A 23,106-nucleotide genomic window follows, 5' to 3' on the forward strand; every position below is an offset into this window, starting at 1 on the left:
CGGTCGAGCCGGGAGGGCGTTCGCCCTGGGTCAAGGACCTTTCGACCCGGAAGATCTGAATCGGAATCCGGAACGGCGGGCTGCGTCGCCCCCCGGCCAAATGATCAGATTTCTACGCTTCTGAGTGAGCGTCTACACTGCGGCGGCCATCTGATGATCCATCATCCGGATTTCGGGATGTACGACGTATTCGCGGCCACACTCCCCACCCTGGAGTTCGTGCCGAGTGTTCACGTCAACTATTCGGAAACCGTGCTGCCCATGCGGGACGGTCTTCCGAAGTTCCGCGACTTTCCGAGTGAGATGGGTGGAAGCGGGGAACTCGCCGCGGAATAGCGTGCGCTTCTCGCTGGTGAAGCTGGCGTGCCTAGCTGCCGGTGCCTCGGAACACGGCGGGGATCGTCTTGACGAGGATCCGGGCGTCGTTGCCCAGGGACCAGGTGTCGATGTATTCGAGATCCATGCGGACCCATTCATCAAACTTGCTCACTTCGTTGCGGCCGCCGACCTGCCAGGAGCAGGTGAGGCCGGGGCGCATGGAGAGGCGGCGGCGTTCGAAGGTTTCGTATTGGGCCACTTCGTGGGGAAGCGGGGGCCGGGGGCCCACCAGGCTCATATCGCCGGTCAGCACGTTCCATAGCTGGGGCAGCTCGTCGATGCTGTAGCGGCGCAGGAGCCGCCCGATCTTCGTAATGCGCGGGTCGTCCTGCAGCTTGAAGACCGGGCCGTCCATCTCGTTGAGATGGCGCAGGCCCTCCTGCTGATCCTCGGCATCCACGCACATCGTGCGAAGCTTGAGCAGCTCGAACTGCCGTCCGTTCAACCCGCTGCGAAGCTGGCGGAACAGCATGGGCCCGGGCGAGGTGGCCCGAATGATCAGGCCGGAAACCGCGATGACGGGGGCTGTTGCGACGAGCAAGAAGGCAGCACCCACCAGATCGATCATGCGCTTGACCACCAGCCGGGTGGCACTGTGATGCACCGGCGCGAAGCGCAAGGAAGCCAAGGAGCCGAAACGCGTAACCTGGGGCGGCGGAAGGTAATCGCCGAAGATGTCGGCGAGCAGCGTAAACGGAATTCCTGCGCTTCCGCAGGCGGCCACCACCGGAAGCAACTCGGTCAGCATCGAGCGGGGGCAGGCGATGATGACGTCATCGATCACCTGATCTCGAAGCAGCCGGGGCATATCGATCAGCTTGTGGCAGCGATCGGCGGGGATATCCGGATCGATCGGGATGTCCTGATCGTCCACGAAGCCGACGATGTGCAGGCCCCATTCCGGGTGGGTGCGTGCCAGTTCCTGAACACCGGCCGCGCGGGGCCCGGAGCCGACCACCAGCACGTGGCGGGTGTTGCGGCCGAGGCGCCGCAAGCCGCGCAGCCCGCCGAGGACGGCAAGGCGCTCGATCGTCAGAAGCACGAACTGCACGCCGCCGAAGAGCAGCGGGAAGCGTGGGCCCACCGGGGCCTTCGAGGCGAAGGCGGTGGCCGTGAGCAGCAGGGTCGCGGTGACGCCCGCCGCCAGCAGCCGGGTGAGGACCTTGTCCAACGGCATCATGCGCTGGGATTCGTAGAGCCCGAGTTGTTGGAGCGTCAGAGGCCAGGCCAGGCAGGCCACCAGGACCGTCGCCAGCAGGCTGGGGGTCATCACCCATCCGGCGCCGGCATCGAGCCCGCTGACCCGCGGAAAGACGAAGAAGAAGCCGATCAGGATGGCGGCGGAAAGAACGACGTCCAGCGAAACCAGCAGATTGTGAAGCCGTCCGCCCTGATCCTTCAGCACTGCCGCTCCTCTCGATGGACGAACCGCAGCAGAAGGCCGCGGGTTCGTTCCAGTGAGTGGCCGGAATAGGGGGGCTGGTGTCCACCGAAAGTGGCCGAAATCACATTGCGGCAAGAAACCTGGCCCCGCGGGGAGCCAAGAGCATGCGGAACGTCGCGCCCTGCGGCGGGTTCCAAACCGTCGCTCCACCAAAACATCATCAGACCTCTCGACAGCACGGGTAAGCTGCTCCCGCCTGAGGGGAACGCAACCAAACGCCGTTCGAGCATCACACGCCAGCGACCACTTGGACCCTGATTATTACCGGATTTGCCGGTTCGATACGAGCAAATTACGAGACGGGTGAGGGGAAACGCCTCCCCTTGCTCTTTTCCTGGAAGGCTTCAAGCTGATCTGAGAATTCCTCGCGCGATGAGTGGGCACCTTTACTCCCTCGAGGGTCGCGCCGAAGAGGTAAGGATCCCCGCCCGCCGCCGGGAACGAGGCAACCGCTGCATGTACGAGTCGTTTTTCGGCCTTCGCGAGCCCGCCTTCTCGCTCGCTCCAGACCCCCGCTTTCTCTGGCCGTCGGATACCCACGATGAGGGCCTGGCGGCCCTCGTCTATGGCATTACCCGCCGCAAGGGCTTCATGCTCATCACGGGCGAGGTCGGCACCGGCAAGACGACCCTGCTGCGCGCGGCGCTGGATCGGATTCCCGAGGATACCGAGGTCGCCCTCGTCCTGAACACCTCGGGCCTCCGCCCGGTGGATCTGCTCAAGCTGATCGCCACGGAATTCCGCCTGCCGGGCCCGTTCGACAGCAAGGTCGACTACGTAATCGCGCTGAACCGCTTCCTGATGCAGCAGCTCGAAGCCGGAACGAATACGGTGTTGATCATCGATGAAGCCCAGAACCTCGGAACCGAACTCCTGGAGGAGGTCCGCCTGCTCTCCAATCTCGAAACCGATACGGACAAGCTCCTGCAGATCGTGCTCGTCGGGCAGCCCGAGCTGCGCCAGAAGCTGGCCACGCCCAACCTCCGACAGCTCCGCCAACGGGTCGCCATCGAGCATCACATCCAGCCGCTCGTTCCCGAAGAGGTGCGCGGTTACCTGGCCCACCGGATCGAAGTGGCCGGCGGCAACTACGACGAGGTCTTCGCACCGGGCGCCGATGTGGCGTTCTACGCATTCTCCGGCGGCTGCCCCCGGCTCATCAGCCTGCTGGCCGATCGGGTCTTGCTAGGCGCGTTCTCCAAGCAGGTGAAACCCGTGCCCCAGGCCACGGTGGAGAAGAAGGCCAAGGAGATGGCGGAGAGTCGGCTCGATTCCACGGCTCCGGGCGCGGGGGGCCAGCATGGGTGAAATCTCCGAGGCCCTGCGCCGGGCCAAGGGAAATGGGGACACCTCCAAGAGCCGCAAGACCGAAACCCCGCATACCTATCGGGAGGCGATCGCCGAGGAACCGAGCCGGGCACGGCCCGATCCTGAACCGCCCATCGAAATCCCCCTCGCACCGCCCGAAAAGGGCCACGGCAGGGCCGTCCTGCTCGAGCCCGAAGGGCCGATCGCGGAGCACTATCGCCATTTCGCGATCCGCTTGAACCGGACGCTGAAGGAGGCGAGCGCCCGATCCGTGATGATCACGAGCGCGGCGCGATCCGAAGGCAAGACCACCACCGCGTGCAATCTTGCGTTGGCGCTCTCGTCGATCGCCGGCGGGCGCCAGATCGCCTTTGTCGAGCTCGATATCCGCCGGCCGTCCGCTGCCGGAGAGCTGGGTGTCACACCGCGGGTCGGAATCGAGGCGGTCCTGGCCTCGGACGCGCGGCTCCCTGAGGCCCGCCTCACGACGAACCTGCCCGACCTGGATCTCTACCTCGCAAGCGAGCCTCGCGACGATGCCCTCTCCCTGCTCTCCGGGCCTCAGCTACCGCCGGCCCTGCGCGAGCTCGGACGCCAATACGATCTGGTGGTGATCGATTCGCCCCCGGTCCTTCCGGTTCCCGACGTCCCGCTGATTCTCCAGCACGCCGATGCTGCACTCGTCGTGGCCCGAGCGGGGATCTCGCGCAAGCACGCTTTCGAGGAGACGCTTCAGATGCTCGGGCGCGAAAAACTGGTCGGCGTCTTCCTGAACCAATCGGGTTCGGCGCGGACCAGCCGGTACTACGGCTACTACAGCCCCGATCCCGATTCCACCGGAACCGATTCCACCAAGCGCGGCTCCACGCCTGGCGGCAGTGCCGAAGAGGAAGCGACCTCTTGAGCGAAGAAGATCTCGAAGGCGGCGGCCTCCCGGATTTCCTACGTGATCCGATGGGATTGCTGAAACGCCGCTGGCGATCCATGGCCTTGGTGCTTGCCCTGGGTGTCGTGGCCACGGGCGCCATCGTGGTCTCGATCCCCGTCCGCTTCCTGGCGACAGCGTCGATCCTCGTCAGCGGCCAATCGATGCCCGAGGAGTTCATCCGACCGATCGTGGCCGAATCCTCCTTCCAGCGGATCAATGAACTGGTCGGCGAGGTGATCGCCCGAGACCGATTGCTCGCCCTGGAGAAGAAGCACGATCTCTTCCCCGCCGAAAGGGCCGTGCTGCCACCGAACGAGTTGATGATGCTCGTTCAAGAGAGCATCGAAGTGGGCATCGAACAGGGCTTCGGCCCTCGCAGCCGAGGGGATACATCGAGCATCTACACCATCTCGTTCCAGCACTCCCGCCCGGACACCGCCGCAGCCGTGGCGAACGAACTCGCCGGGGATTTCGCGGCGGTGAGCGCGGGCCTGCGCGGAGAGAAGGCCCGCCTGACCACCCAGTTCCTTCGCACCCAGCTCGTCGAGAAGGAAGCCGAACTGCGGGCGCAGGAACGCAAGATCACTGAATTCAAGGAGACGTACCGGGGTGAGCTCCCCGGCGAACTCCAGAGCAACTTGAACAAGCTCGAGCGCCTTGCGGCCGAGCGCCAATCGATCAACCTGGCGATTTCGGAAGCGGAGACCCGGCTGGCCATGATGACCTCTTCCGAAACGCCGGAGAGCCCGAACTCGCCGCTCGCGCGCCTCACCGCATTGCGCTCCCAGCTCGCCGAGCAGCGCAGCGTCTACACGGACGAGCATCCGAACGTGCTCTCCCTGCGGCGCCAGATCGCGACGCTCGAGAAGGAAATCGCCGACGGCGGCGCCACCGCCTCGGATCCTACGCGACAGATCTTGCTGGAATCGACTTCCCGAGGGATCGATGACATGCGAAAGCGCCTGATCGAGATCGCCTCCGAAACCGCGGACAGGGAAGCCCGTGTCGCCCGCACCCCGAAACGGGAAGAAGAACAGGCAGCCCTTCAACAGCACACCGAAGTGCTGCGCAACGAGTACCTGAGCTTCCTCCATAAAGTCGAGACGGCCGAGATGGCCCAGAGATTGGAGACGGCTCAGCAAGGCGAGCGGATCTCGGTGCTCGATCATGCACTCCCACCCTCCGAACCCGAGCGAACGCGGCTCAAGTACATGCTCGCAGGTCTGGTCGCCAGCCTCGGCCTGGCTGCCGCACTCGGCCTCAGCTTGGAGCTGCTCGATCCGGTTCTCTTTTCGAGCGAACAGATCGAGGAGCACTTCGGTCTTCCTGTGCTCGGCTCCGTTCCGCGCATCAGCTAGAGGAGCGATCCCTTGACAGCCTTGTGGTCGGGCCTATTCGTGCTTGTCGCACTCTCGCCTAGCCTGGCCGAGACCGCGCGGCACCTGGTCGACGAACCCTGGAAGAGCTCGGCGCTGATCGTCCCGCTGCTCCTCATCGCCCTGGCGAGGGCCGAAGGCACGCCGGGCGGCCCTCTCCGACGCCGAGCCTTGGGTTGGATCGTGCTGGCTGTCGGAATCGAGCTCTTCGCCGCCGGCGCCGGACTGCTGCGTTGGTCACGCCTCAGCCTCGGCATCGCGGGCTTCGGTTGGCTACGCGCGACCTCATGGACGAAGCCGGCCACCGCGTACCTGGCACTGCTCGCAGTTCCCCTGCCCAGCCTCGCCAGCCGTCTCACCAGCCCCGCGCTAGAGCAGACCTGGTCCCGGCTGGCCGCAAGCGTGCTTCCGAATGTCGATTCCAGGAGTTTTCCCCTCCGGTTGCACTACGGGGACGGCGGCGTGCATCTGCTCGTCCTCGGTGCGGCGCTCGGTGCCTATGCGGGGCTTCGACACGAAGAATCGATGGCACGTTGCTTCGGCCTCGCAGCCATCGGTGGGCTCGCGCTGCTCCTGCTCCAGCCTCTCGCAGTACTCCTCGCCGCGGGCCTGGCCGAAATCGTCGGCCCCGGATTCGCCCGCAGCTTCCTCGATCTGGCTCTTCCGTGGACTGCCGGCCTTGCGGTGATCTTCTCCGTCGAACGCCATGCCTCCCAGACGATTCCGACCCAGGAGCCCGCCTGATGGGTGAACGCCTGCTGACGATCGCGCTCTGCGCCGGCCTCAGCCTGGCCGGAGCCGGAGCGTGGTGGCTCACCCTGCGCGCTCCACTCCGAGCAGAAGCGGCTTCGCTCGAAGCCCTGCCCATGAAGATCGGGCGATACCAGGCGGAGATGATCGATGTCGAGGACACGGTCGAATCGATGCTGAACGCCACCTACAACGTTCAGCGCGCCTATCATCATCCTCATGGCGAGGTCGTCTGGCTCTATCTCGGCTACTACAGCACGGCCCGGGGCGGTACACCGGAGCACACACCTCGCGCCTGCTACACGGCCCATGGCTGGGAGGTCGCTCGCGCTCGAACACTCGTACGGGATGCCCTCACCAACCGCGCCGCCAACGAATACATCGTCGAGCTGGCAGGCGCCGAGAGGATGGTCCTGTTCTGGTACCAATCCTTCCGCACCGAAGATCTCCTGAGCACCCTCGCCCTGCGCATCGATCATATCCGAGGCCAACTGAGCGAGGGAAGGGCCGATGGTGCACTGGTGCGACTCTCGACGCCGATCCGCGCCGGGGACCGCGAAGCCGCCCGCAGCCGGCTGCTCGCCTTTGCAGCCGATCTCTCGCCGGAAATCACACGGCACTGGCCAGTGGAAGCGGCGGAATGATCCAGCTGAAACTCGAGTTGGTACTGGCAGCTTGCGCGCTGGCGCTGGGCCTCCTCCTGCATGGCCCCCAGGCTGCCTGGAGCGAGCTCAGAGATGCACTTCGGATCACGGGGCGACGAGAGCACCTGGCGCTCGCGGGTGCGGCCATGCTGCTCGTTGCGATGGCGCTGCTCGGCCTCGGCCCGGGGGAAGCCGTTCGCCCGCTCGCCAGCGCTGCGATCGGCACCGCAGCCTTCACGGCGCGCTTGCTCGCAGTGCGCGACGATCGCTTCAAGCTGGTGGTTTCGTCCCGCACCGGAGAGGCCTTGTATGACGTCCAGGAAGATCCGGATGAAGAGCGCGATGTCAGCGCGGATCATCCCGCGCGCTTGACCCAGCCACGTGCCGCTCTAGAGCGTTGGAGGGAGAGCCAGCCGGCCTACCGAGGGGACGCCAAGGCTGCGCCCGGCGAAGGCATGAGCGAGGCCGAACGTCAGCTTCTCGAGAGCCTCGACTACGTCGCACCATGAGCGCGCGTCTCAGCTCGGCACCGCGAACAGCCGAAGACACCAAAGCCCGGGGCCGGGCCACTCACCCCCCACCAAGACGCAACATGGCCCGCAACCTCTTCGAACACCACCCGATCCTCGGCTACCGCTTCGTACCCGGCCTGCGCGCGCGGGTGCGCCATGAGGGTGGCGGCTACCTCGTGCGCTGCAACCAGGCGGGCTTCCGTTGTGATCATGAGGCGACGCGCGAGCGTCCCTCCGGCCAGCGTCGGCTGCTCCTCTTCGGTGATTCCTTCACCGCTGGCGAGGGCGTCTCCAACCGCTTTCGCTTCGGGGATCTCCTCGAGGCCCGCACCCCGGATCTCCAGGTGCTGAACTTCGGATTGCCCGGTTCGGGAACCGACCAGCAGTATCTGGCCTATCGCGAGTTCGCCCGGGAGCTCGAAGCCGACGCACTTCTTCTCTGCCCGATGGTGGAGAACGTGCGGCGCAACCTCGATACCCACCGGTTGACCCAGAGCGCCACCGATGGCCAGTTGGTCCTGCGCGCGAAGCCGTACTTCACGATCGACGACGGCGAGCTGCAGCTTCACCACCAACCCGTCCCCAAGAACGTCGTTGCGGAGAGCGAGCTCGAAGGTGCGGGGCACGTCTCGAACCTGCGAAAGGTAGAGACCGACGCCTCGCCGCTCCGCGCACGTTGGCGTGCACTCGGTGCGGAGATGGACGCCAGGTTGCCAGGAGTCCGCGGTCTCTCGCGGCGATTCCGGGGCGTGCGTTGGCCGATGGATTACGAAGATCCTTCGAGCCCTGGCTGGCAAATGATGGCGGCGATCCTCGAACGATGGATCGCCGAGGCCCAGGCGCCCGTGCTCCTGGCGCCGCTACCCACGACGGACCATGTGAGGGGAGACCTCGTTGCGGACGGAATCCACGCTCGGTTCGCCGAGCTGGCCGAGCGAACCGGCGCACAATTCGTGGACGTGCTCCCGGCACTTCGGAACGAGCCGCGGAACGTCTTGCGGCGTTTTCGTTTCGGGAAGGACGACCACCCCACACGGCTAGGCCATGGCCTGCTCGCAACTGCCCTCTCGGAGGCGGTCAGCGAAGTGCTTCCTCCGGCGCGAGGCGTAGCGGCATGAGCCAGCGGCCCGTCTACATCCTTGGCATCTCGGCGTTCTACCACGACTCCGCCGCCGCATTGGTCCGCGACGGACAGGTCGTGGCCGCCGCACAGGAGGAGCGCTTCACGCGCAAGAAGCATGATCCCCGCTTCCCCGTGCACGCCATCAATGCATGTCTCGAAGCCGCCGAGATCGAAGCGGAGGAGCTCGCGGCTGCGATCTTCTATGAGAACCCCCTGCTCAGCCTCGACAGGATCCTTCGCAGCGTGGCCGGTGCCGGCGAAGCAGCACTTCCGAGTTGGCTCGAGGGTTTGCCGGGCTGGCTCCGGACGAAGCTTTTCTTCGAGGAACTACTTCGCGAGGAGCTCGGCCAGGAGATTCCGGTGCTCTACAGCGAGCATCACCTTTCCCACGCGGCCAGCGCGTTCTATCCCTCGCCCTACGACGAGGCCGCAATCCTGACCATCGATGGCGTCGGCGAATGGGCAACGACCACCCTGGCAGAAGGGGATGCGGAAGGCCTGCGTGTGCACCAGGAGATCCGCTTCCCCCACTCGCTCGGGCTTCTCTACAGCGCGTTCACCCAGTACTGCGGTTTCCGGGTCAACTCCGGCGAATACAAACTGATGGGCCTCGCGCCCTACGGCGAGCCGATCCACGCAGACCGCATCCGCGACAACCTGATCGATCTCCGCGACGACGGCTCCTATGAGCTGGCCATGGATCATTTCGCCTTCGTAGCGGGCGAGACCATGACCAACGAACGCTTCCACGGCCTGTTCGACGGACCGCCGCGAGAACGCGAATCGCGCATCCGAAAGAAGGATGCGGACCTGGCCGCCTCGATCCAGGCCGTGACCGAGGAGGCGGTGCTGCGCATGGCCCGACACCTGCGCGCACACACGGGCTGCCGCAACCTCGTACTGGCCGGCGGCGTGGCGCTCAACTGCGTCGCCAACGGCAAACTGCTCCGCGAGGGCATCTTCGAGAAGCTCTGGATCCAACCCGCCGCCGGTGATGCAGGCGGTGCGTTGGGCGCGGCCTACGTGGGGAGCCACGTCTACTTCGATGTCCCCCGCGTCGACGCACCGGCACCCGGGCGCGATCGCCAACGAGGCAGCTATCTGGGCCCGGCTTACAGCAACGAGGAGGTCCGATCCTTCCTCGATCTCCATGACCTGCCTTACGAGCCCGTCAGCGATGAAGAACGGGCAAGTGAGACCGCTCGCGCACTCGCCGCCGGGCAGGTGGTCGGATACATGGTCGGCCGTACCGAGTTCGGCCCCCGCGCCCTCGGCGCCCGCTCGATCCTCGGCGATCCGCGCAGCTCGGAAACGCAATCCGTGATGAACCTGAAGATCAAGTTCCGCGAATCCTTCCGACCCTTCGCAGCCTCGGTCCTGCTCGAGGCTTCCGGAGAGTTCTTCGACCTGGATGCCGAGAGCCCGTACATGCTGCTGGTCGCACCGGTCAAGGAGGAGATCCGCCTGCCTGTGGACGCCCATCCGGCGGCGGAGGATCAAGAGAACCTCATCGCCCAGGTGAACCAGAAGCGCAGCAGTCTGCCCGCCATTACCCACGTCGATTTCAGCGCCCGGGTTCAAACGGTCGACGGAATCGACAAGCCCGACTACCACGCGGTCCTGCGGGAGTTCCAGGAGCTCACGGGCGTCGGCTGTGTCGTGAACTCCTCTTTCAATGTGCGGGGTGAGCCCATGGTGCTCTCGCCTTGGGATGCCTACAAATGCTTCATGCGCACGGACATGGACGTGCTGGTGGTCGAGAACTTCCTGCTGCGCAAGACGGAGCAACCGAAGTTCGAAGACCGCGAAAACTGGCAAGAGGAGTACGAGCTTGATTGACCCGAAACAGCGGGACGCACTCGTCGATTTCTTTCGCCAGAGGGTGCTGCCCCTCGGCTCCCGCGTGGCCCAGCATCCGCGGCCGCCGGGCGGCCAACCGGATTCGCTCTACCACGAGCGCCAGGGCGAGCGACCTACGGCGCGAAGCCTAGAAATCGATCTCGGCGATCGTGGAAGCATCAGCCGAGCCCTGGAGAACCATTGGCAGGGGACCCCTCTGGAGGGCATGGGCAAGGCCCTGCTGCGGCTGGCCCGGCGCTTTCCGCGAGGCGAGGAGAAGGCGGACGTCTCCTCCGACGTCTACGAGATGTTCTAGCGAGCCGTTGTGACGCTGCGAACCCAGGACCTCCTCGCCTGTGCGCTCCTGACCGGCCTCTGGTGGCTTCCGGCGCTCGTGATCGGAATCGCTGGCGAGTTCCCGATCAGTGACGACTGGTCCTATGCGCACACCGTCCAGTTGCTGCTCGAAACCGGCCGCTTCGAGCGCCCCGCCTGGACCTGGGCTCCGAGCCTCACGAACGTCGGACTGGGCGCGGCGTTCAGTTGGCCCGGCGGGTTCTCCTTCGCCGCCCTTCGGCTGAGCACACTCTTCGCAGGATGGCTCGGCGTGCTCGCGTGTTTCGGCCTCGCAAGGGGTATCGGTGCCGGCGTTGCAGCCGCCACGCTCGCGGCAGCATGTCTCGCCACCAATCCGATCTACGTGAATCTCTCCTTCACGTTCATGACCGACATCGCATTCGTGGCCCTGACCACCGGCAGCCTCGTGGCGCTGGCCGCAGCGCTGCGCTCGAGGCATATCGCCGCCTGGGTAGCAGCCGGTGCATTGGTGTTCGCCGCCATGCTCTCGCGTCAACCCGCGATCATGCTTCCCGTCGCCGCGGGAGCGGCCCTCCTCCTCGCCCATCGGAAACGCCCCGTCGTGTGGTTCGTGACCGGCGGCCTCGCACTCCTCGCCGTGGGGGTCTACACCGCACTGCCCTACTTCTACGGTAGCGGCGACGGCGGCTTCGAGTTCAACGGCCTCTTCAACTTCGCGAAGGACGATCGCGATTGGTCACGTTTCAAGGAGAAACCCGGTTCGCGCTGGGTCGTGGATGACGAATATGTCGTCAGCGAGGCCGTCGAACTGCCCGGCTACGAACCCATCGCCGAGCGCGGATACTCGCACCGCCTGCCGCCCGCCAAACCGATGATCCGCGTCTACCACCGTCGCATTACGGAATAGCCTAAGGCTCTACTCCATCGCTCGGATCGAAGCTCGAGAAGCGGTCTTGGAGAGCCGCCAGACTCGCTCATTTCGGAGGCGAACCCTCATTTTCGACCACAATCGGTCCGGGCCCTACACGTCTCCGACGAGCCTTGCGACGGTTGCCTCGAAGTCACCCGGACTGAAGGGCCTCGTGGGGGCACTGCCTACGGCGGACACCTCGAAGCCAAGTCGGTCCAGCACCGAGCAGACGCCGGACGTCGTCCGAGTTGTCGGCATCCACGACCCTTCGCTGCATCTCTCACCCTCTGCCTGGGAGTTCCACAGGCGCAGCGTCGGCGAGAAATGTGAATTCCGCTGAGGTCCCGCGGGCGGCGCGTGCCGCGGGACGGTGCGTCATCCTTGGCGTCGGCAGCAATCGCCCGAAAACTACCGTGATGAACGCTCAGAACGTTGCGCTGCCGCGACGGATCCGGGTACGCCTTCAGGCGGAGAAAGTTCTCCACACCGTTCGCAGCCTCGCACGGGTTGCCGACAGGGTGTTCCTCACGGGGCACGGGCTGCGAGAGATGCTCGGCACGGTCGAAACGGACGTGTACGTAGGTACTGCGAGCTGGATCACGCGAGACGACATCATCGACGATCCGCGACGGACGGCAGACGACGGATCGGTCAGTCTGTGTGCAGCGGCGCGACTCGAGCCCATGAAGGGCATCCACCTCGTGATCGATGCGGTCCGTTGGCTCCGAGATCGCGCCCAACTCGAAGCCCCCGGCGTGACGTTGGAGATCTTCGGTGAGGGCGCTGAACGAGAGGCCTTGGCCGAACGCGCCGAGTCTCTCGGCGTCTTCGACGCGGTGCACTTCGGCGGAACGTACGCGTACCCAGGCCCGTTCTACGAGGCGATCCGCCGCCATGACATCCAACTGATCACGAACCTGAACGTGGAGCAGCCTCGGATCGTCTTCGACGCCATCTCCCAGGGCGTCGTCCCGTTCTGCTCCAACTCGGTCCGGTACCGGAAGCTGGGGGTGCCCACTCGCGTCCTCTACCCCACCGGCGAATCCGAGTCACTGGCCCAGATCGTCCAGTCGCTGCTGACGTCGAAGGCTCGGGCTGAGGTAATGCCCGCGCTCCGCGAACTCGCGAGGCAGAACACGCTCGAGTCGATGCACGAACGACGAGCGCAGTGGGTCCAGAACGTGCTCGACGGGACTCGCCGACCCAACTGATCTGCGGGAGTGCTCAACCGGCCGTCACGCCGACGCGAATCGCCTCGCCCGCCTCGCGCGCGTCGAGCCGGCGGCTCAGCCACTTCGAGATGGCCGGAAGCACGTACGGCACTCCGGCGGTCACGCGCTGCGGAATCCCGAACCGGTGACGAAGATGCTGGCGGATCGAGTGCAGGGTAGCGTGCGGAGGCGACTCCGTGTCGAGGAACGCAAGGGTCAACCCCGACCGCTGGACGAGTTCGCGCATGCTCTTCGGCGTGAACTGGTGGAGGTGTCGCGGCAGATCTGTTGCGTGCCATTTACCGCGCAAGGAACGGTATCCCCAGCTGCCGGCATTGGGCACGGCCAAGTGGATTCTCCCGCCCGGCTTCAACAGTCCGCCCAGCAAGCGCAGAGCCTCGACCGGATCGTGCAGATGTTCGAACACATGGGAACTCGTGATCAGGTCGAAGCGTCGATCGGGATTCGCCTCGACGAAGTCATGGAGCGTACCGAGGAACATCTCGACGCCTCGCGCGCGCAGGCGCTCGACGCTTTCGTCGTAGAGATCCACACCCATCGCATTGGCACCCAGTTCCTTGCACACCAGCAGGAAGAGCCCCGCACCGCTGCCATAGTCGAGCAGATCCATGCCCGGTTCGACACGGACGTTTCGATGCCATCCGCCCCGCTCACGGGCTGCAGCGACTTGGCTGGCGACAATTGCCTCGTCGATACGGGACGCGTCGTACGACTGGTACTCGTTGCTGTACCACTTCGCGAGTTCGTCCCAGGTGAACTGGGGATTGACGAATCCGTGATCACAGCTCGCGCACTCGCTCACCGACGCGACCGTCCCATCCGATAGCGTGTGTTCATAGGCTTTCTGCAGATCGCCAGACCGGCAAATCGGACACTCCGTCAACATCTTCAACCCAACACTCCGCACGCTCGACTGGACCTGGGATTAGCCACGTCTGCAGTGGTTCTTGGCGATCTGACTTCTATATCCATCACTACGCACCGTCTCGGTCCATGGCATGTGGTCAAGATACCAAGATACAGCTTCGCGCAGCCCGGTCGCGAAGTCGAACGCGGACGCCCACCCGAGCTTATCCTTGATCTTGCTGCGGTCGATCGCGTAGCGGCGGTCATGTCAGGGCCAATCCTTCACAAACTCAATGAGACCGGTGAGGGCTTCGCCGCCCTGCCGGTGCTGATCAGCGATGACCGTGCATAGATGGCGGACGAAGTCGATGATCTTCCATTCGTTTTCACCACCGACGTCCCATGTTCCGCCGATCGTAACCGCCGTGAGGATTGCCCAGATGGCAGACGCATGACCTGAGGGGAAAAGCCCCAGTCGCGGACATTGGACCCGTCGCCGTGCACGGGCAGGGGCTTCCATCGCGGCGCGCCGCCTGTTCGTCTCCAATGACGCTGTAGACACCCGCACGGTCCATTCCTGAATCACGAGTCAGCGCGGTTTCGATGCGTGCGTTTGGATTCTCCCCTTGGCGGTCCCAACGACTCAGATGCGACTGCACTGAATCGCACCTGGATGGCACAGAATGCATGATGGCACCAGCGTCGAGCCGCTGCTCGCAGTGTGCGCCTCGGACGCTTCCCGACGCGCCTCGATAGCTCACCCCCGCAATCTCCTCCGGTATGCCCGAGCGTTCGAGAACCGCAATTCGGCTATGTCTGCTGACCGGGACGCTCCGGATGTCGCTCTTGTTCGCGGGGCACCCCAGCTAGCCGCCCGGGATCTGGAGGGTGATCCCGCACGGGTTGGTCGTCGGCGGCGGCGCCTGGTGTCGGGACGGCGGGTCGTCATGCCTCTCCTCGGGCAAGGCCTGCAGGGCGCCCCAGCCGAGCCCCCGCGTCGCGATCCCCGAGGCCTGACACATCATCGCCTCGCGCATCCTCCCGAGACCGGCGCAGGGATCCCCGCCGTAGCCAGGCTGCGCCATCCCATGTCGTAGGTCGGTTGGAGCCCGGAGCGCAGGGCTCGGGCCGATCGTCCTGTAGACGGGGCCAGACGGGGACGTGGGCATGAAGCCGGGAAAGTCGGGCTCGCCCAGGACGAACTCGCGCCAGTGGTCCGAGCGCCTCTGCTGCTTGCCATGAAGGATGCGCAGCCGAGCCCGCGAGCGGGATCGCTGGTCGCTGATCTCGGCCGCCTTGCGGATGACCTTCTCGCCGCTCTCCCTGACCAACTTCGAACTGAGCGTGAGGTCGTCCCATCGCCTTTCGAGGCCGGCCAGGCTTGCGTCGAGCTTCTCCAGCCGCGCCTCCTCCCGCGCGATGCTGGCCTCGATCGCCCTGGCCTCAGCGTTGAGTTCCGAACGCCGACGCAGCCCGTAGCTGTCCCACTGGGACTCCGCGTGAGCGTGACGGAACGGATCGTTGTTTCGGTTGGCGTCGCTGGCGGCGTTCCAGAGGGCCCGCTGGGTGTTGGCGGCCTCGTGGTTCCGGGCCGCCAGCTCTGCCTCGTACGCCGCAAGTTCGCCCGCCACGTCGATGCCGGGCGGGGGCGGGCTTTCGCGGTGCTCCTCGTTGATCCGGTCCTGGAAATCGAGCGGACTGTGGTGGGGACCCGAGAGCTTGGCTTCGATGATCTGCCCGATGCTCGGCTCGTCCTCCTGGGCCGTCGCGGGGTGACACAGCACCGCGAGAACGAGCACTGCGGTGGCGCCCTGGAGAAGAGCCCGGCCGAGACCTGATCTGGCGATTTCGATTCGCATGCCCGTGGGTCACGAGCGGGCAGAACCCGGTTCAATCGGGCGGGGAGGCCGGCCACAAGGGCGGGGGCAATGTCGTCGTGAACCCGCCGGAGCGATCGTGCTTCGGGGTTTCGCTCAGCCCACTCGCATCTTTGGGCCAAGCGTCAACATTGCGTGGGCGTCCGATAGCCGCTCCGGGATCTCCAGCCCGAAGGGGCAGGCGGCGGCACAGGGCGCTGCGCAACCCGAGCAGATGTCCGCCTTCTTCTCGAGGGCGGCGTAGAGGCGCATCCCCTCCTTCTGCGCGCCGTAGTCCTCGAAGTACATGCGGTGGCGAAGGATGTCGTGGATCGGCAGGCCCTCGGGGCAACGGTCGAGGCAGGCGCCGCAGTGGGGGCGACAATATTCCTTCGTCGTGAGTTCCTGGTAGCGCTCGAGGACCGCGAGATCATGGGGGCGCGGCGCCTTTCCCGACACGTAGAGGAACTCGTCGAGCTGGGCGGATTCCCATAGCGAGATGACGAGACATGCCACGCTGGGATTCGAGAGCACCCACTTGAAGGAAGCCTGGGTAAAGGAGTCCCGCTCGTCGGGCGTCCAGGAGAGGAAGTGGTGCTTCGAGCCGCGGAGCACCTTCATGCCGACGACGCCGATGTCCTTGGCGGCAGCCCGGTCGATCAACTTCGCGAGGCCCGGCCAGGCCCCGAAGTGATAGGCGAGCATCATCACGTCGAAGCGGTCGCTTTCGATGGCCGCATTGGCGACCTCCTCCAGATTCGGGGTGTGCGTCGAAACGCCCAGAAAGCGAACCTCGCCGGCAGCCTTGAGGCGATCGAAGGCCTCGTGGACGTTTTCGTCCATCAGCCGATCGACGGAATCGCAGGAATGGACGTGGACCAGGTCAACCCAATCCGTCTGTAACCGCTGCAGGCTGCCTTCGACCGCTTCCATGTAGGCTTCGACGGACGTTCCCGGGCCCAGGTGACCGGTCGGCAGACAGAATTTCGTCGCGAGGAAGATCCTGTCGCGCTTCCCCTTCATGGCGTTGCCGAACCGCCGCTCGGATCCGGCCTCGCTGTAGTCGGGTGCGGTATCGAAATAGGTGACGCCGCGTTCGATGGCCTCGCGTTCGACGGCTTCGGTCTGGCGTCCGCCGGTCCCCGCACCCGAGCCGATCGAGATGTCGGATACCAGGGCCTCGGTTCGGCCGAGCCGGCGATAGCTCGCGACCCGCGAGCCGACCCATTCTTCGCGAACCACGTCCGCCTTGTAACGGGGCTTCACGAAGAAGATGTTCTCGCCGGTTACGCTGAACGAACGCCGGTTCGCGAAGATTGCCGCGCCGAGCGTTGCGATGATTCCGCCGCTGGCGCCGAGGGCACCGAGCAGGAAGCGCCGACGCGTCCCACTCCCGCGTTCGTTCCCGACGGTCGCCCACGGCGCGCGCACCCAGCGCACCGTCAGGACGAGGCTCGCGAGCAGCGCAACCCCGACGAAGGCGAGCACGATCAGGTCACCCGTCGATGGAAGCTGTCCCTCCAGGCGACGCCCCAGAAAGCCGCCAAGGAAGACGAAGGAAAGAAACGTCGTGACGATCCAGGCGATGAGGGACACGCGACCGGGACTCATGGCTCCCCACCGGCCGCCCTCCGTTCGGCACGGGGACGGCGAAAGAACTCGAAGCAAGCCGCACTCTATCTCATGTAGGAACCGCCTCAAATTCCTGGAGGACTCAACCGCGGCCTGAGATCCTCCCCACCAGGACGCCGATCAAGACGAAAAAGAGCGCCGCAACAACCAGGAGGGTCCGACGCGTCGGGTGTCCTAGCGGACACCTCGACCGCGGAAGAAGCCTCGCAACCGCTCCTTCTGCCAGCGATGCAGGCCCTGCCGAAAACGCATGTCGTCGTAGCGCCGATCCCCGCGCAGAGCCGCCCAGAAGTAGCCCACGACGATCAGAAGACCACCGATCACGTAGGGCCGTTCGCGCATGCGGAAAAGGCCCGACGCGACCACATAGGGCATCCACGAGCCCATGAACCACTGGCCCCGGCCCCAACGCATGCGGCCACGGAAGATGCTTCGGTCCGAAGCACCCATCGGGCGAAGCTCCGTGATGTGCAACCGCGGATCCGCGATGCTGCGCGTCTTCCAGCCCTCCATGCGCGCCCGATGGAAATCGATTCCATCCCACATGACTTCCCGGACGAATCCGCCGATCGCCTCGAACGCCTCCCGGCGATAGACCTTGAACTGGCCCGCGACCATCTCATCGATCATGAAGTTCTCGACTTCACCGTCTTCCGTCGCAAGGAAGACTTTTCCGCTGGCTGCACCTAGCTTCCGGTCGTCCCCGAAGTACTCCATCAACACGGCCAAGTAGTCAGGCGGGAACTCGATGTCGGCATCGATCTTGGCCACGTATTCCCAAGACTCATCGACGGCCGCAACTCCCTCGTCGAATGCCTCGATGACACCATCTCCCAGCTTTCGGAAGCCGCGATCGGCTCGGCGGACGAGCTGGATCCATTCGTGCTCCTCGGCGGCGGCCCGGGCGATCTCAGCTGTTCGATCCGTGGAGCCGTCATCGATGATGATCCATCGCATCGGGCGGCGAGTCTGGGCCACCATGGACGCAATGGTTCGCTCCAAGGTGTGCGCCTCGTTGCGCACGGGCGATACCGCGAGGAGAGGTAGGATCGGATTCGTCGGACTCATTCCGGAGGGACTCTTCGCAACGACTGAACGGGTTCTTGAGCGAGGGAGGCCGCGGCCTCCCCATGATGGACTCTCTGCGGACTTCGAACCGACACGCGAGAGCAACCCGATCGGAACCGAAACGTCTGGGCCGCTGGGGTATAGACCCCGCAGCGCGAGTTGTCCACTCCCCAAGCAGCCCCGACAGGACTAAGGTAATAAACAAGCCCTGCCGATACTGAAGGCAGGCCCACCCGGTTTCGGTCTTGTTGGAGCCCGCCGTTGCCTGCCGAGGATCGTCCCCCGACACCCCTCAATGAGATCCGGGACGTCGGATTGGACGCAACGAAGGGGACCGCCTTGCGACCTGCCTGAAATCGGCTCAGGTCCAGGCAGAGCCGCTCGTCTACGTGTCCAGGCAGAGCCGCTCGTCTACGTGGACGGCGGTTCGAGCGACGGAAGCGTGGCGCTTGCCCGGGCGCTCGGCGCTACCGTGGTCGAGCTTGATTCCTCGCTTCCGTTCACGGCCGCCCGCGCGCGCAATAGGGGATTCGAATCCATTCTGGCGACCGCACCCGACACGAAACTCGTTCAGTTCCTGGATGGTGACTGCGAGCTGCGAACAGGGTGGATTGCTGCCGCCAGCACCCGGAGCTTTCGATCCGTCTCCGTGCCAACGGTGGAACGCTCCTTCGGGTGGCCCAGGAGATGAGTTGGCATGACGCCGAACTCGCTTCCTTCGGCCCGTGGTGGCGACGTCAGGTGCGCTCCGGACACGCCTACGCGGAGGTGCTTCATCTCCAAGGCTGGAGGCCGGGCGCCTATTGGTTTCGTAACGTGCTCTCGATCGTTTTCTGGGCCGGGCTCCTGCCAGCAGTGGTGCTGCTATTTGCTTGGCCAACCCACGGCATCAGTCTCTTGTCCCTCAGCCTCCTCGTCGTTCTGTGGTTGCGGTTTCGCCGACATGTCCGCAACGCCCGAGATTTCTCCGCGGCTGAGGCGGACCTGTTCGCCACCGGATGCGTCGTGGCGAAATTCGCCCAACTTCGTGGCGGGTCCGAGTTTCTCTGGAGACGGCTCGTCAGACGACAGCAGACGCCTTTGATCGAGTACAAGCGAACGGCCAACGATCCCGCCGAGCAGAGACGGAGCTGATGCAGCGATTCCTGGCATTGCGGGAGCGGCTCGAGACGACCCTGAAGCAGAGTTCCTGCGGTTACTCCGAATCCCATGCAGACCTTCTGCAGGACTTCGCTGTCACGATGTCCACACACGATGCCTGATCTTCTTGGCTTCATCGCCAAGCCCGGTCAGGAACCCGACTTGCAGGCGCATTGGAGGGGCCTCCTCCGTGGCCTTGGCCCGGTCGAGTCGCAGAAGACCTGGGTCGGGCGAGCCGCCGCTGCCGCAGTAGTCGGCAGCCGTCCTGGCGTACCGGTGCCTATCTCCGCATGCATGCCCGATGGCTTCCAGAGTTGGCGGCTGTCCCGGATGCCAACCGTGGACTTCCCGTGTCGTGGCCTCAGAGTATTCGCTTCGCGAAGCGAATACTAGACGCGGGGCGGCGGAGGATCATCGGAAGCGAAGGGTCCGAGGGGGCGACGGACTACGCCGGCTGGTTCAGGGGGCCGCTTCGAGCCTTCGTCAGAGAACGGCTCCTCGACGACCTCCCTCTCTTCGATGGTATCGTGCGCAACGGCGCGATCGGAATCGGTCGTGAAAGCCCATATTTCCGGCCAAACAGATCACAGCGCCGTCCTCGGATGCCTTCTCAGCATGGCCGAATGGCTCGCAGCGGCTCGTTCGTTGCGGACTATCTCGAATTGAGCCAGGCGAAGGTCCAGCATCTCTGGCAGCACGCCACGCAAACCCTGTTGGTGAGGCTGCTCCTTCTCGATGCTTGGGGGTCGCTCTGCCTAGGTACAGGTGATCCTGAGTCGCACCGGGAACGACTTCGACGCCATGTCTCTTTCTCGTCTCGAGTCACCCAATGAACGATCTCGCATTGGATGCACCCCCCTGGCCGCCCCGCTCAGGGCAACAGGGCGGGGGCCGCCGGCGGACTGGGCGGCGGGGGCACGGCTTCCCCCGGTCCACCGAGCTCATAGGCTCCGACGTCCCATTGGACGGAGCCGTCATTGTTTCGGCCAGACATCGACGTCCTTCTCCTACCCGCCCGGGCGATGTAGACCCGGTGATCGAGGGGCTTCTCGCGGCGTTCGAAGGCACGCTGCTCTCCGATGGTTACGGGGCCTACGAACTCTACGCGGAGCGCCGGGAGAAGGTCACGCATGCGCAGTGCTGGGCCCACACACGCCGCGGTTTCGCGAAGGCGGAGGATGTCGAACCAGAGCGCGCCCGCCATGCACTCGATCGGATCCGCGAGATCTACGCCCACGAGGAGGCGATCCGCGACCGGGGGCTCGAGGGCGAGAAGAAGCTCGTGGTTCGCGCCGAACGCAGCCGGCCGCTCGTCGACGCCTTCTTCGACTGGCTCCGTCACGAGCTCGCTGCCGCCGCTCTTCTCCCGACGAATCCGTTCACGAAGGCGGTACGCTATGCGATGGACCGGCGCACCGGACTCGAGGTCTTCCTCACCGACCCGAGGTGCCGATCGACACGAACCACCTGGAGCGAACCCTTCGCGTGATCCCGATGGGGAGAAAAAACTGGCTCTTCTGCTGATCCGAACTCGGCGCTCACCAGGTCGGCACCGTGCAGAGCCTGATCACGACCTGCGTCCGTCCAGAGCATCGATCCCTACACCTATCTGGTCGATGTGCTCCAGCGCATCAGCGTCCACCCTCAGGCCAGGGTCGCCGAACTCACGCCGAGGCTCTGGAAAGAGCACTTCGCCGACACTCCCCTCGGACCCCTGACAGGCTGAGACCCCGCGACACGGACCGCAACCACGTCCGAGGCTGGCCGCTTACTCGCAGGCAACCTCCGTCAGGGAAGCCCGGGCGCAACGCCGAAAAACACCTGGGCCTGCACGTTCCCGGGAGGCCCACTCTCGAGTCAGGGCAAGAGGAAAGGCGCGGCCGGCGCCGTGGGCGGCGGCGGAACGGTGCCACCTCCCCCTCCCAGCTCGTAGGCTCCGATATCCCATTGGGCGGTGCCGTCGTTGTCGCCGTCTGTTGGGCGAGCGCCACCGGAAAAATCCAGGCCACGCCACGAAATCGCTCCACCCACGTCCGCCGCTTGACTACCGGCCTTGAGGCGGAAATCCGCTGGCGTGCTTGGAGAACCGGAAACGAAGGGGTTCGAGGAGGCCTTGAGGTTGTTGCGCATCGTTCCCGAGACGGAGGCCGCTACGGAAGAAGAGGCGTTGGGGGCGTAAACGAGGTTGTTGATAGCCGTTGTGTTCACGGCTGGGCTTGTTGCGCTTACGCAGGCGACCGCGGCGGTAGCGGAGGTGTAGCAAGAGTTGTTGTAGACCCGATTGTCCTGGGGGACAGGTTCGATTCCCCGTCGGGAGATCGCGATGGCGGAGTACGCGGCGCCGCCGTTCATGTTGAAGATGTTATTGCGAACGGAAATGGACCGAGCCCACACATGGAGTTGCTCCCTGGTCTTCGACGAAGACGTGAAGTAGTTGTTCTCCACGATCCCCTCTCGGACATGTTCGTTGGTGATAGAATTCTGAGGGCCGAGATTCACCGACCAGATATCGCCCGTGAGCTGGTTGTGCGAGATGATGAAGTGCTTGGATTCCCTCTCGGGGAACGAAAGGGGAATGCCCAAAGTGACGGCGTGAAGCTTGATCACAGACGTGCCGGATCCAGGCGCCGACATCTGGTTGTGGGAGATGACGCCCTTGTCGACATGTGGGATGCGCAGATTGTGACTTGAAGTGTCGTTCACGGAGTTCCCCTGGAACGTCAGATGATTCGTAGCGAAGTAAAGGCCTTTGCCGTTCAAGTCGAACAGCGAGCTGTCGACGATCGCCACCTCGTCGTGCATCTCCGGTTGGCCGAGGTAGGTGATCACGGAATGGGCAATCGAGAATCCGGCACCATAGCGGGTTCCGGACACCCGGTAGATCAGCACGCGCTTGATCGTGCCACCGGTATTGACGAGACTCGAGGAAGCCAGGTTCGACCCGTGGCAGTCGAGGTCCACGATTCGCCAATCGTCGATCAGAGGCGTCTTGCCCGAGAGGCGGAAGAGCCCTGCTTGAGTGCTGTTCACGCGAGGCCTCGCGCCGCTGCCGAAGGCTGCGATCGTGGCAGGACCAGGAACGTTGATGACGACCTGGCCGTTCGACGTGAAGGTATCGCCGCGGCGGAAGAGTACCCTCTTCCGCGTACCTCGGCGGCTCGCGCCAACATTGAAGTCGTTTTCCGTCAGCCGCACGGCACCGGCCGGGCATCCGGCGAAGTTGCCGCTCGCCGAGACACAGGTCGTGGCCGACCCTGCGTAAAACGCATCGGGGTCGCTGACGTTGATTGTCCGGGTGGTCGACGCCTGATTTCCGTTCGGATCCGTGACCGTCACCCGCACCCTGTACGTCCCGGCTTGGTCAAAGACATGCGATGCCCAGGGGCCGGTCGCGAGGTTCTTGGACCGGCCCGATGTGGACCAGACTCCAGAACCGGAATCGTCGAAATCCCAGGCATAGTGAAGCTCGTGGACCGGGTCAGCCCCAGTGGATCCTGCTGCGTCGAAGAAGACCGAGAGCGGCGCGACACCAGTCGTTCGAGTTGGTGCCATCGCGGCGCCAACCGCCCAAGCGGATGAAGACACCAACAGGATCGCGGCGACACACGGGATCGTGGTACCGAAAAAGCGGCTCATCTGCCTACCCCCTCTGATTATTCCAGCTTCGCCGCCCGGGCTTCGCACGGCAACGGAACACATGGGCTCCGGCTATCACCAACAATCGGAAGACAGTTTCGAAAGTAGTGTGATAGCTACCACCTCCCCCAGGGGATCCGGCTAACGCTTCGGATCGATGGCAGCC

General features: G+C 64.8%; 20 protein-coding genes and 1 pseudogene. 15 read left to right on the plus strand and 6 right to left on the minus strand.

Features of this window, described 5'->3' with window-relative positions:
- The first annotated feature begins 108 nt into the window (after positions 1–108).
- Complete coding sequence (locus tag GY937_03775; GenBank protein ID MCP5055827.1) at positions 109–336, plus strand: hypothetical protein; 228 nt, start codon at positions 109–111, stop codon at positions 334–336.
- 31 nt (positions 337–367) lie between these two features.
- On the opposite strand, the gene GY937_03780 is transcribed toward GY937_03775, so the two are convergent.
- The gene (locus GY937_03780; GenBank protein MCP5055828.1) at positions 368–1,783 is read right to left on the minus strand and encodes a sugar transferase; all 1,416 of its coding nucleotides are present in this window, start codon (positions 1,781–1,783) and stop codon (positions 368–370) included.
- Positions 1,784–2,194: 411 nt separating this feature from the next.
- Between GY937_03780 and GY937_03785 the strand changes: the two genes are divergently transcribed.
- The 11 genes from GY937_03785 (at position 2,195) to GY937_03835 (ending at position 12,741) form a co-directional block, all read left to right on the plus strand.
- Positions 2,195–3,130, plus strand: a complete 936-nt coding sequence (locus GY937_03785) for an AAA family ATPase (protein MCP5055829.1) — start codon at positions 2,195–2,197, stop codon at positions 3,128–3,130.
- A complete protein-coding gene (locus GY937_03790) occupies positions 3,123–4,034 on the plus strand; it encodes a CpsD/CapB family tyrosine-protein kinase (GenBank protein ID MCP5055830.1) in 912 nt (303 codons plus the stop codon). Before GY937_03785 ends, GY937_03790 begins: the two co-directional genes overlap by 8 nt.
- Complete coding sequence (locus GY937_03795; GenBank protein MCP5055831.1) at positions 4,031–5,416, plus strand: hypothetical protein; 1,386 nt, start codon at positions 4,031–4,033, stop codon at positions 5,414–5,416. The genes GY937_03790 and GY937_03795 overlap by 4 nt, the downstream gene beginning before the upstream one ends.
- 12 nt (positions 5,417–5,428) lie before the next feature.
- Entirely contained in the window at positions 5,429–6,178 is a 750-nt protein-coding gene (locus GY937_03800; protein MCP5055832.1) for a hypothetical protein, read from the plus strand.
- A complete protein-coding gene (epsI, locus tag GY937_03805; protein MCP5055833.1) occupies positions 6,178–6,828 on the plus strand; it encodes an EpsI family protein in 651 nt (216 codons plus the stop codon). Before GY937_03800 ends, epsI begins: the two co-directional genes overlap by 1 nt.
- A complete protein-coding gene (locus GY937_03810) occupies positions 6,825–7,337 on the plus strand; it encodes a hypothetical protein (protein ID MCP5055834.1) in 513 nt (170 codons plus the stop codon). The genes epsI and GY937_03810 overlap by 4 nt, the downstream gene beginning before the upstream one ends.
- Before the next feature lie 83 nt (positions 7,338–7,420).
- Positions 7,421–8,458, plus strand: a complete 1,038-nt coding sequence (locus GY937_03815; protein MCP5055835.1) for a hypothetical protein — start codon at positions 7,421–7,423, stop codon at positions 8,456–8,458.
- The gene (locus GY937_03820) at positions 8,455–10,302 is read left to right on the plus strand and encodes a hypothetical protein (GenBank protein MCP5055836.1); all 1,848 of its coding nucleotides are present in this window, start codon (positions 8,455–8,457) and stop codon (positions 10,300–10,302) included. The genes GY937_03815 and GY937_03820 overlap by 4 nt, the downstream gene beginning before the upstream one ends.
- Positions 10,295–10,618 (plus strand): hypothetical protein, encoded by a 324-nt coding sequence (locus tag GY937_03825; GenBank protein ID MCP5055837.1) that lies wholly within the window; start codon positions 10,295–10,297, stop codon positions 10,616–10,618. The genes GY937_03820 and GY937_03825 overlap by 8 nt, the downstream gene beginning before the upstream one ends.
- 9 nt (positions 10,619–10,627) lie before the next feature.
- Positions 10,628–11,527 (plus strand): glycosyltransferase family 39 protein, encoded by a 900-nt coding sequence (locus tag GY937_03830; protein MCP5055838.1) that lies wholly within the window; start codon positions 10,628–10,630, stop codon positions 11,525–11,527.
- A 419-nt stretch (positions 11,528–11,946) separates the two neighbouring features.
- On the plus strand, positions 11,947–12,741 hold the full coding sequence (locus GY937_03835; protein ID MCP5055839.1) for a glycosyltransferase: 795 nt from the start codon (positions 11,947–11,949) through the stop codon (positions 12,739–12,741).
- 13 nt (positions 12,742–12,754) lie between these two features.
- On the opposite strand, the gene GY937_03840 is transcribed toward GY937_03835, so the two are convergent.
- The 4 genes from GY937_03840 to GY937_03855 all read right to left on the minus strand — a co-directional run bounded on the left by GY937_03840 (position 12,755) and on the right by GY937_03855 (position 18,164).
- Entirely contained in the window at positions 12,755–13,564 is an 810-nt protein-coding gene (locus tag GY937_03840) for a class I SAM-dependent methyltransferase (GenBank protein ID MCP5055840.1), read from the minus strand.
- 910 nt (positions 13,565–14,474) lie between these two features.
- Positions 14,475–15,467, minus strand: coding sequence for a hypothetical protein (locus tag GY937_03845; GenBank protein ID MCP5055841.1), 993 nt, complete (start codon positions 15,465–15,467; stop codon positions 14,475–14,477).
- A gap of 114 nt (positions 15,468–15,581) precedes the next feature.
- Positions 15,582–17,075 carry an aldo/keto reductase gene (locus tag GY937_03850; GenBank protein ID MCP5055842.1) on the minus strand — a complete coding sequence of 498 codons (1,494 nt, stop codon included), beginning with the start codon at positions 17,073–17,075 and terminating at the stop codon, positions 15,582–15,584.
- Positions 17,076–17,270: 195 nt separating this feature from the next.
- A complete protein-coding gene (locus GY937_03855; GenBank protein ID MCP5055843.1) occupies positions 17,271–18,164 on the minus strand; it encodes a glycosyltransferase family 2 protein in 894 nt (297 codons plus the stop codon).
- Positions 18,165–18,478: 314 nt separating this feature from the next.
- On the opposite strand from GY937_03855, the pseudogene GY937_03860 reads away from it, so the two are divergent.
- From GY937_03860 to GY937_03870, 3 genes and pseudogenes are all read left to right on the plus strand, one after another.
- Positions 18,479–19,298 (plus strand): annotated as a pseudogene (locus GY937_03860) (glycosyltransferase family 2 protein).
- A 1,039-nt stretch (positions 19,299–20,337) separates the two neighbouring features.
- Entirely contained in the window at positions 20,338–20,793 is a 456-nt protein-coding gene (locus GY937_03865; protein ID MCP5055844.1) for a transposase, read from the plus strand.
- 129 nt (positions 20,794–20,922) lie between these two features.
- Positions 20,923–21,030, plus strand: coding sequence for a hypothetical protein (locus tag GY937_03870; protein ID MCP5055845.1), 108 nt, complete (start codon positions 20,923–20,925; stop codon positions 21,028–21,030).
- Positions 21,031–21,161: 131 nt separating this feature from the next.
- Here GY937_03870 and GY937_03875 read toward each other — a convergent pair whose 3' ends face one another.
- Positions 21,162–22,940, minus strand: a complete 1,779-nt coding sequence (locus GY937_03875; protein ID MCP5055846.1) for a PKD domain-containing protein — start codon at positions 22,938–22,940, stop codon at positions 21,162–21,164.
- Positions 22,941–23,106 lie beyond the last annotated feature (166 nt).

It is taken from the genome of bacterium, from assembly GCA_024228115.1.
Taxonomy (GTDB): Bacteria; Myxococcota_A; UBA9160; order UBA9160; family UBA6930.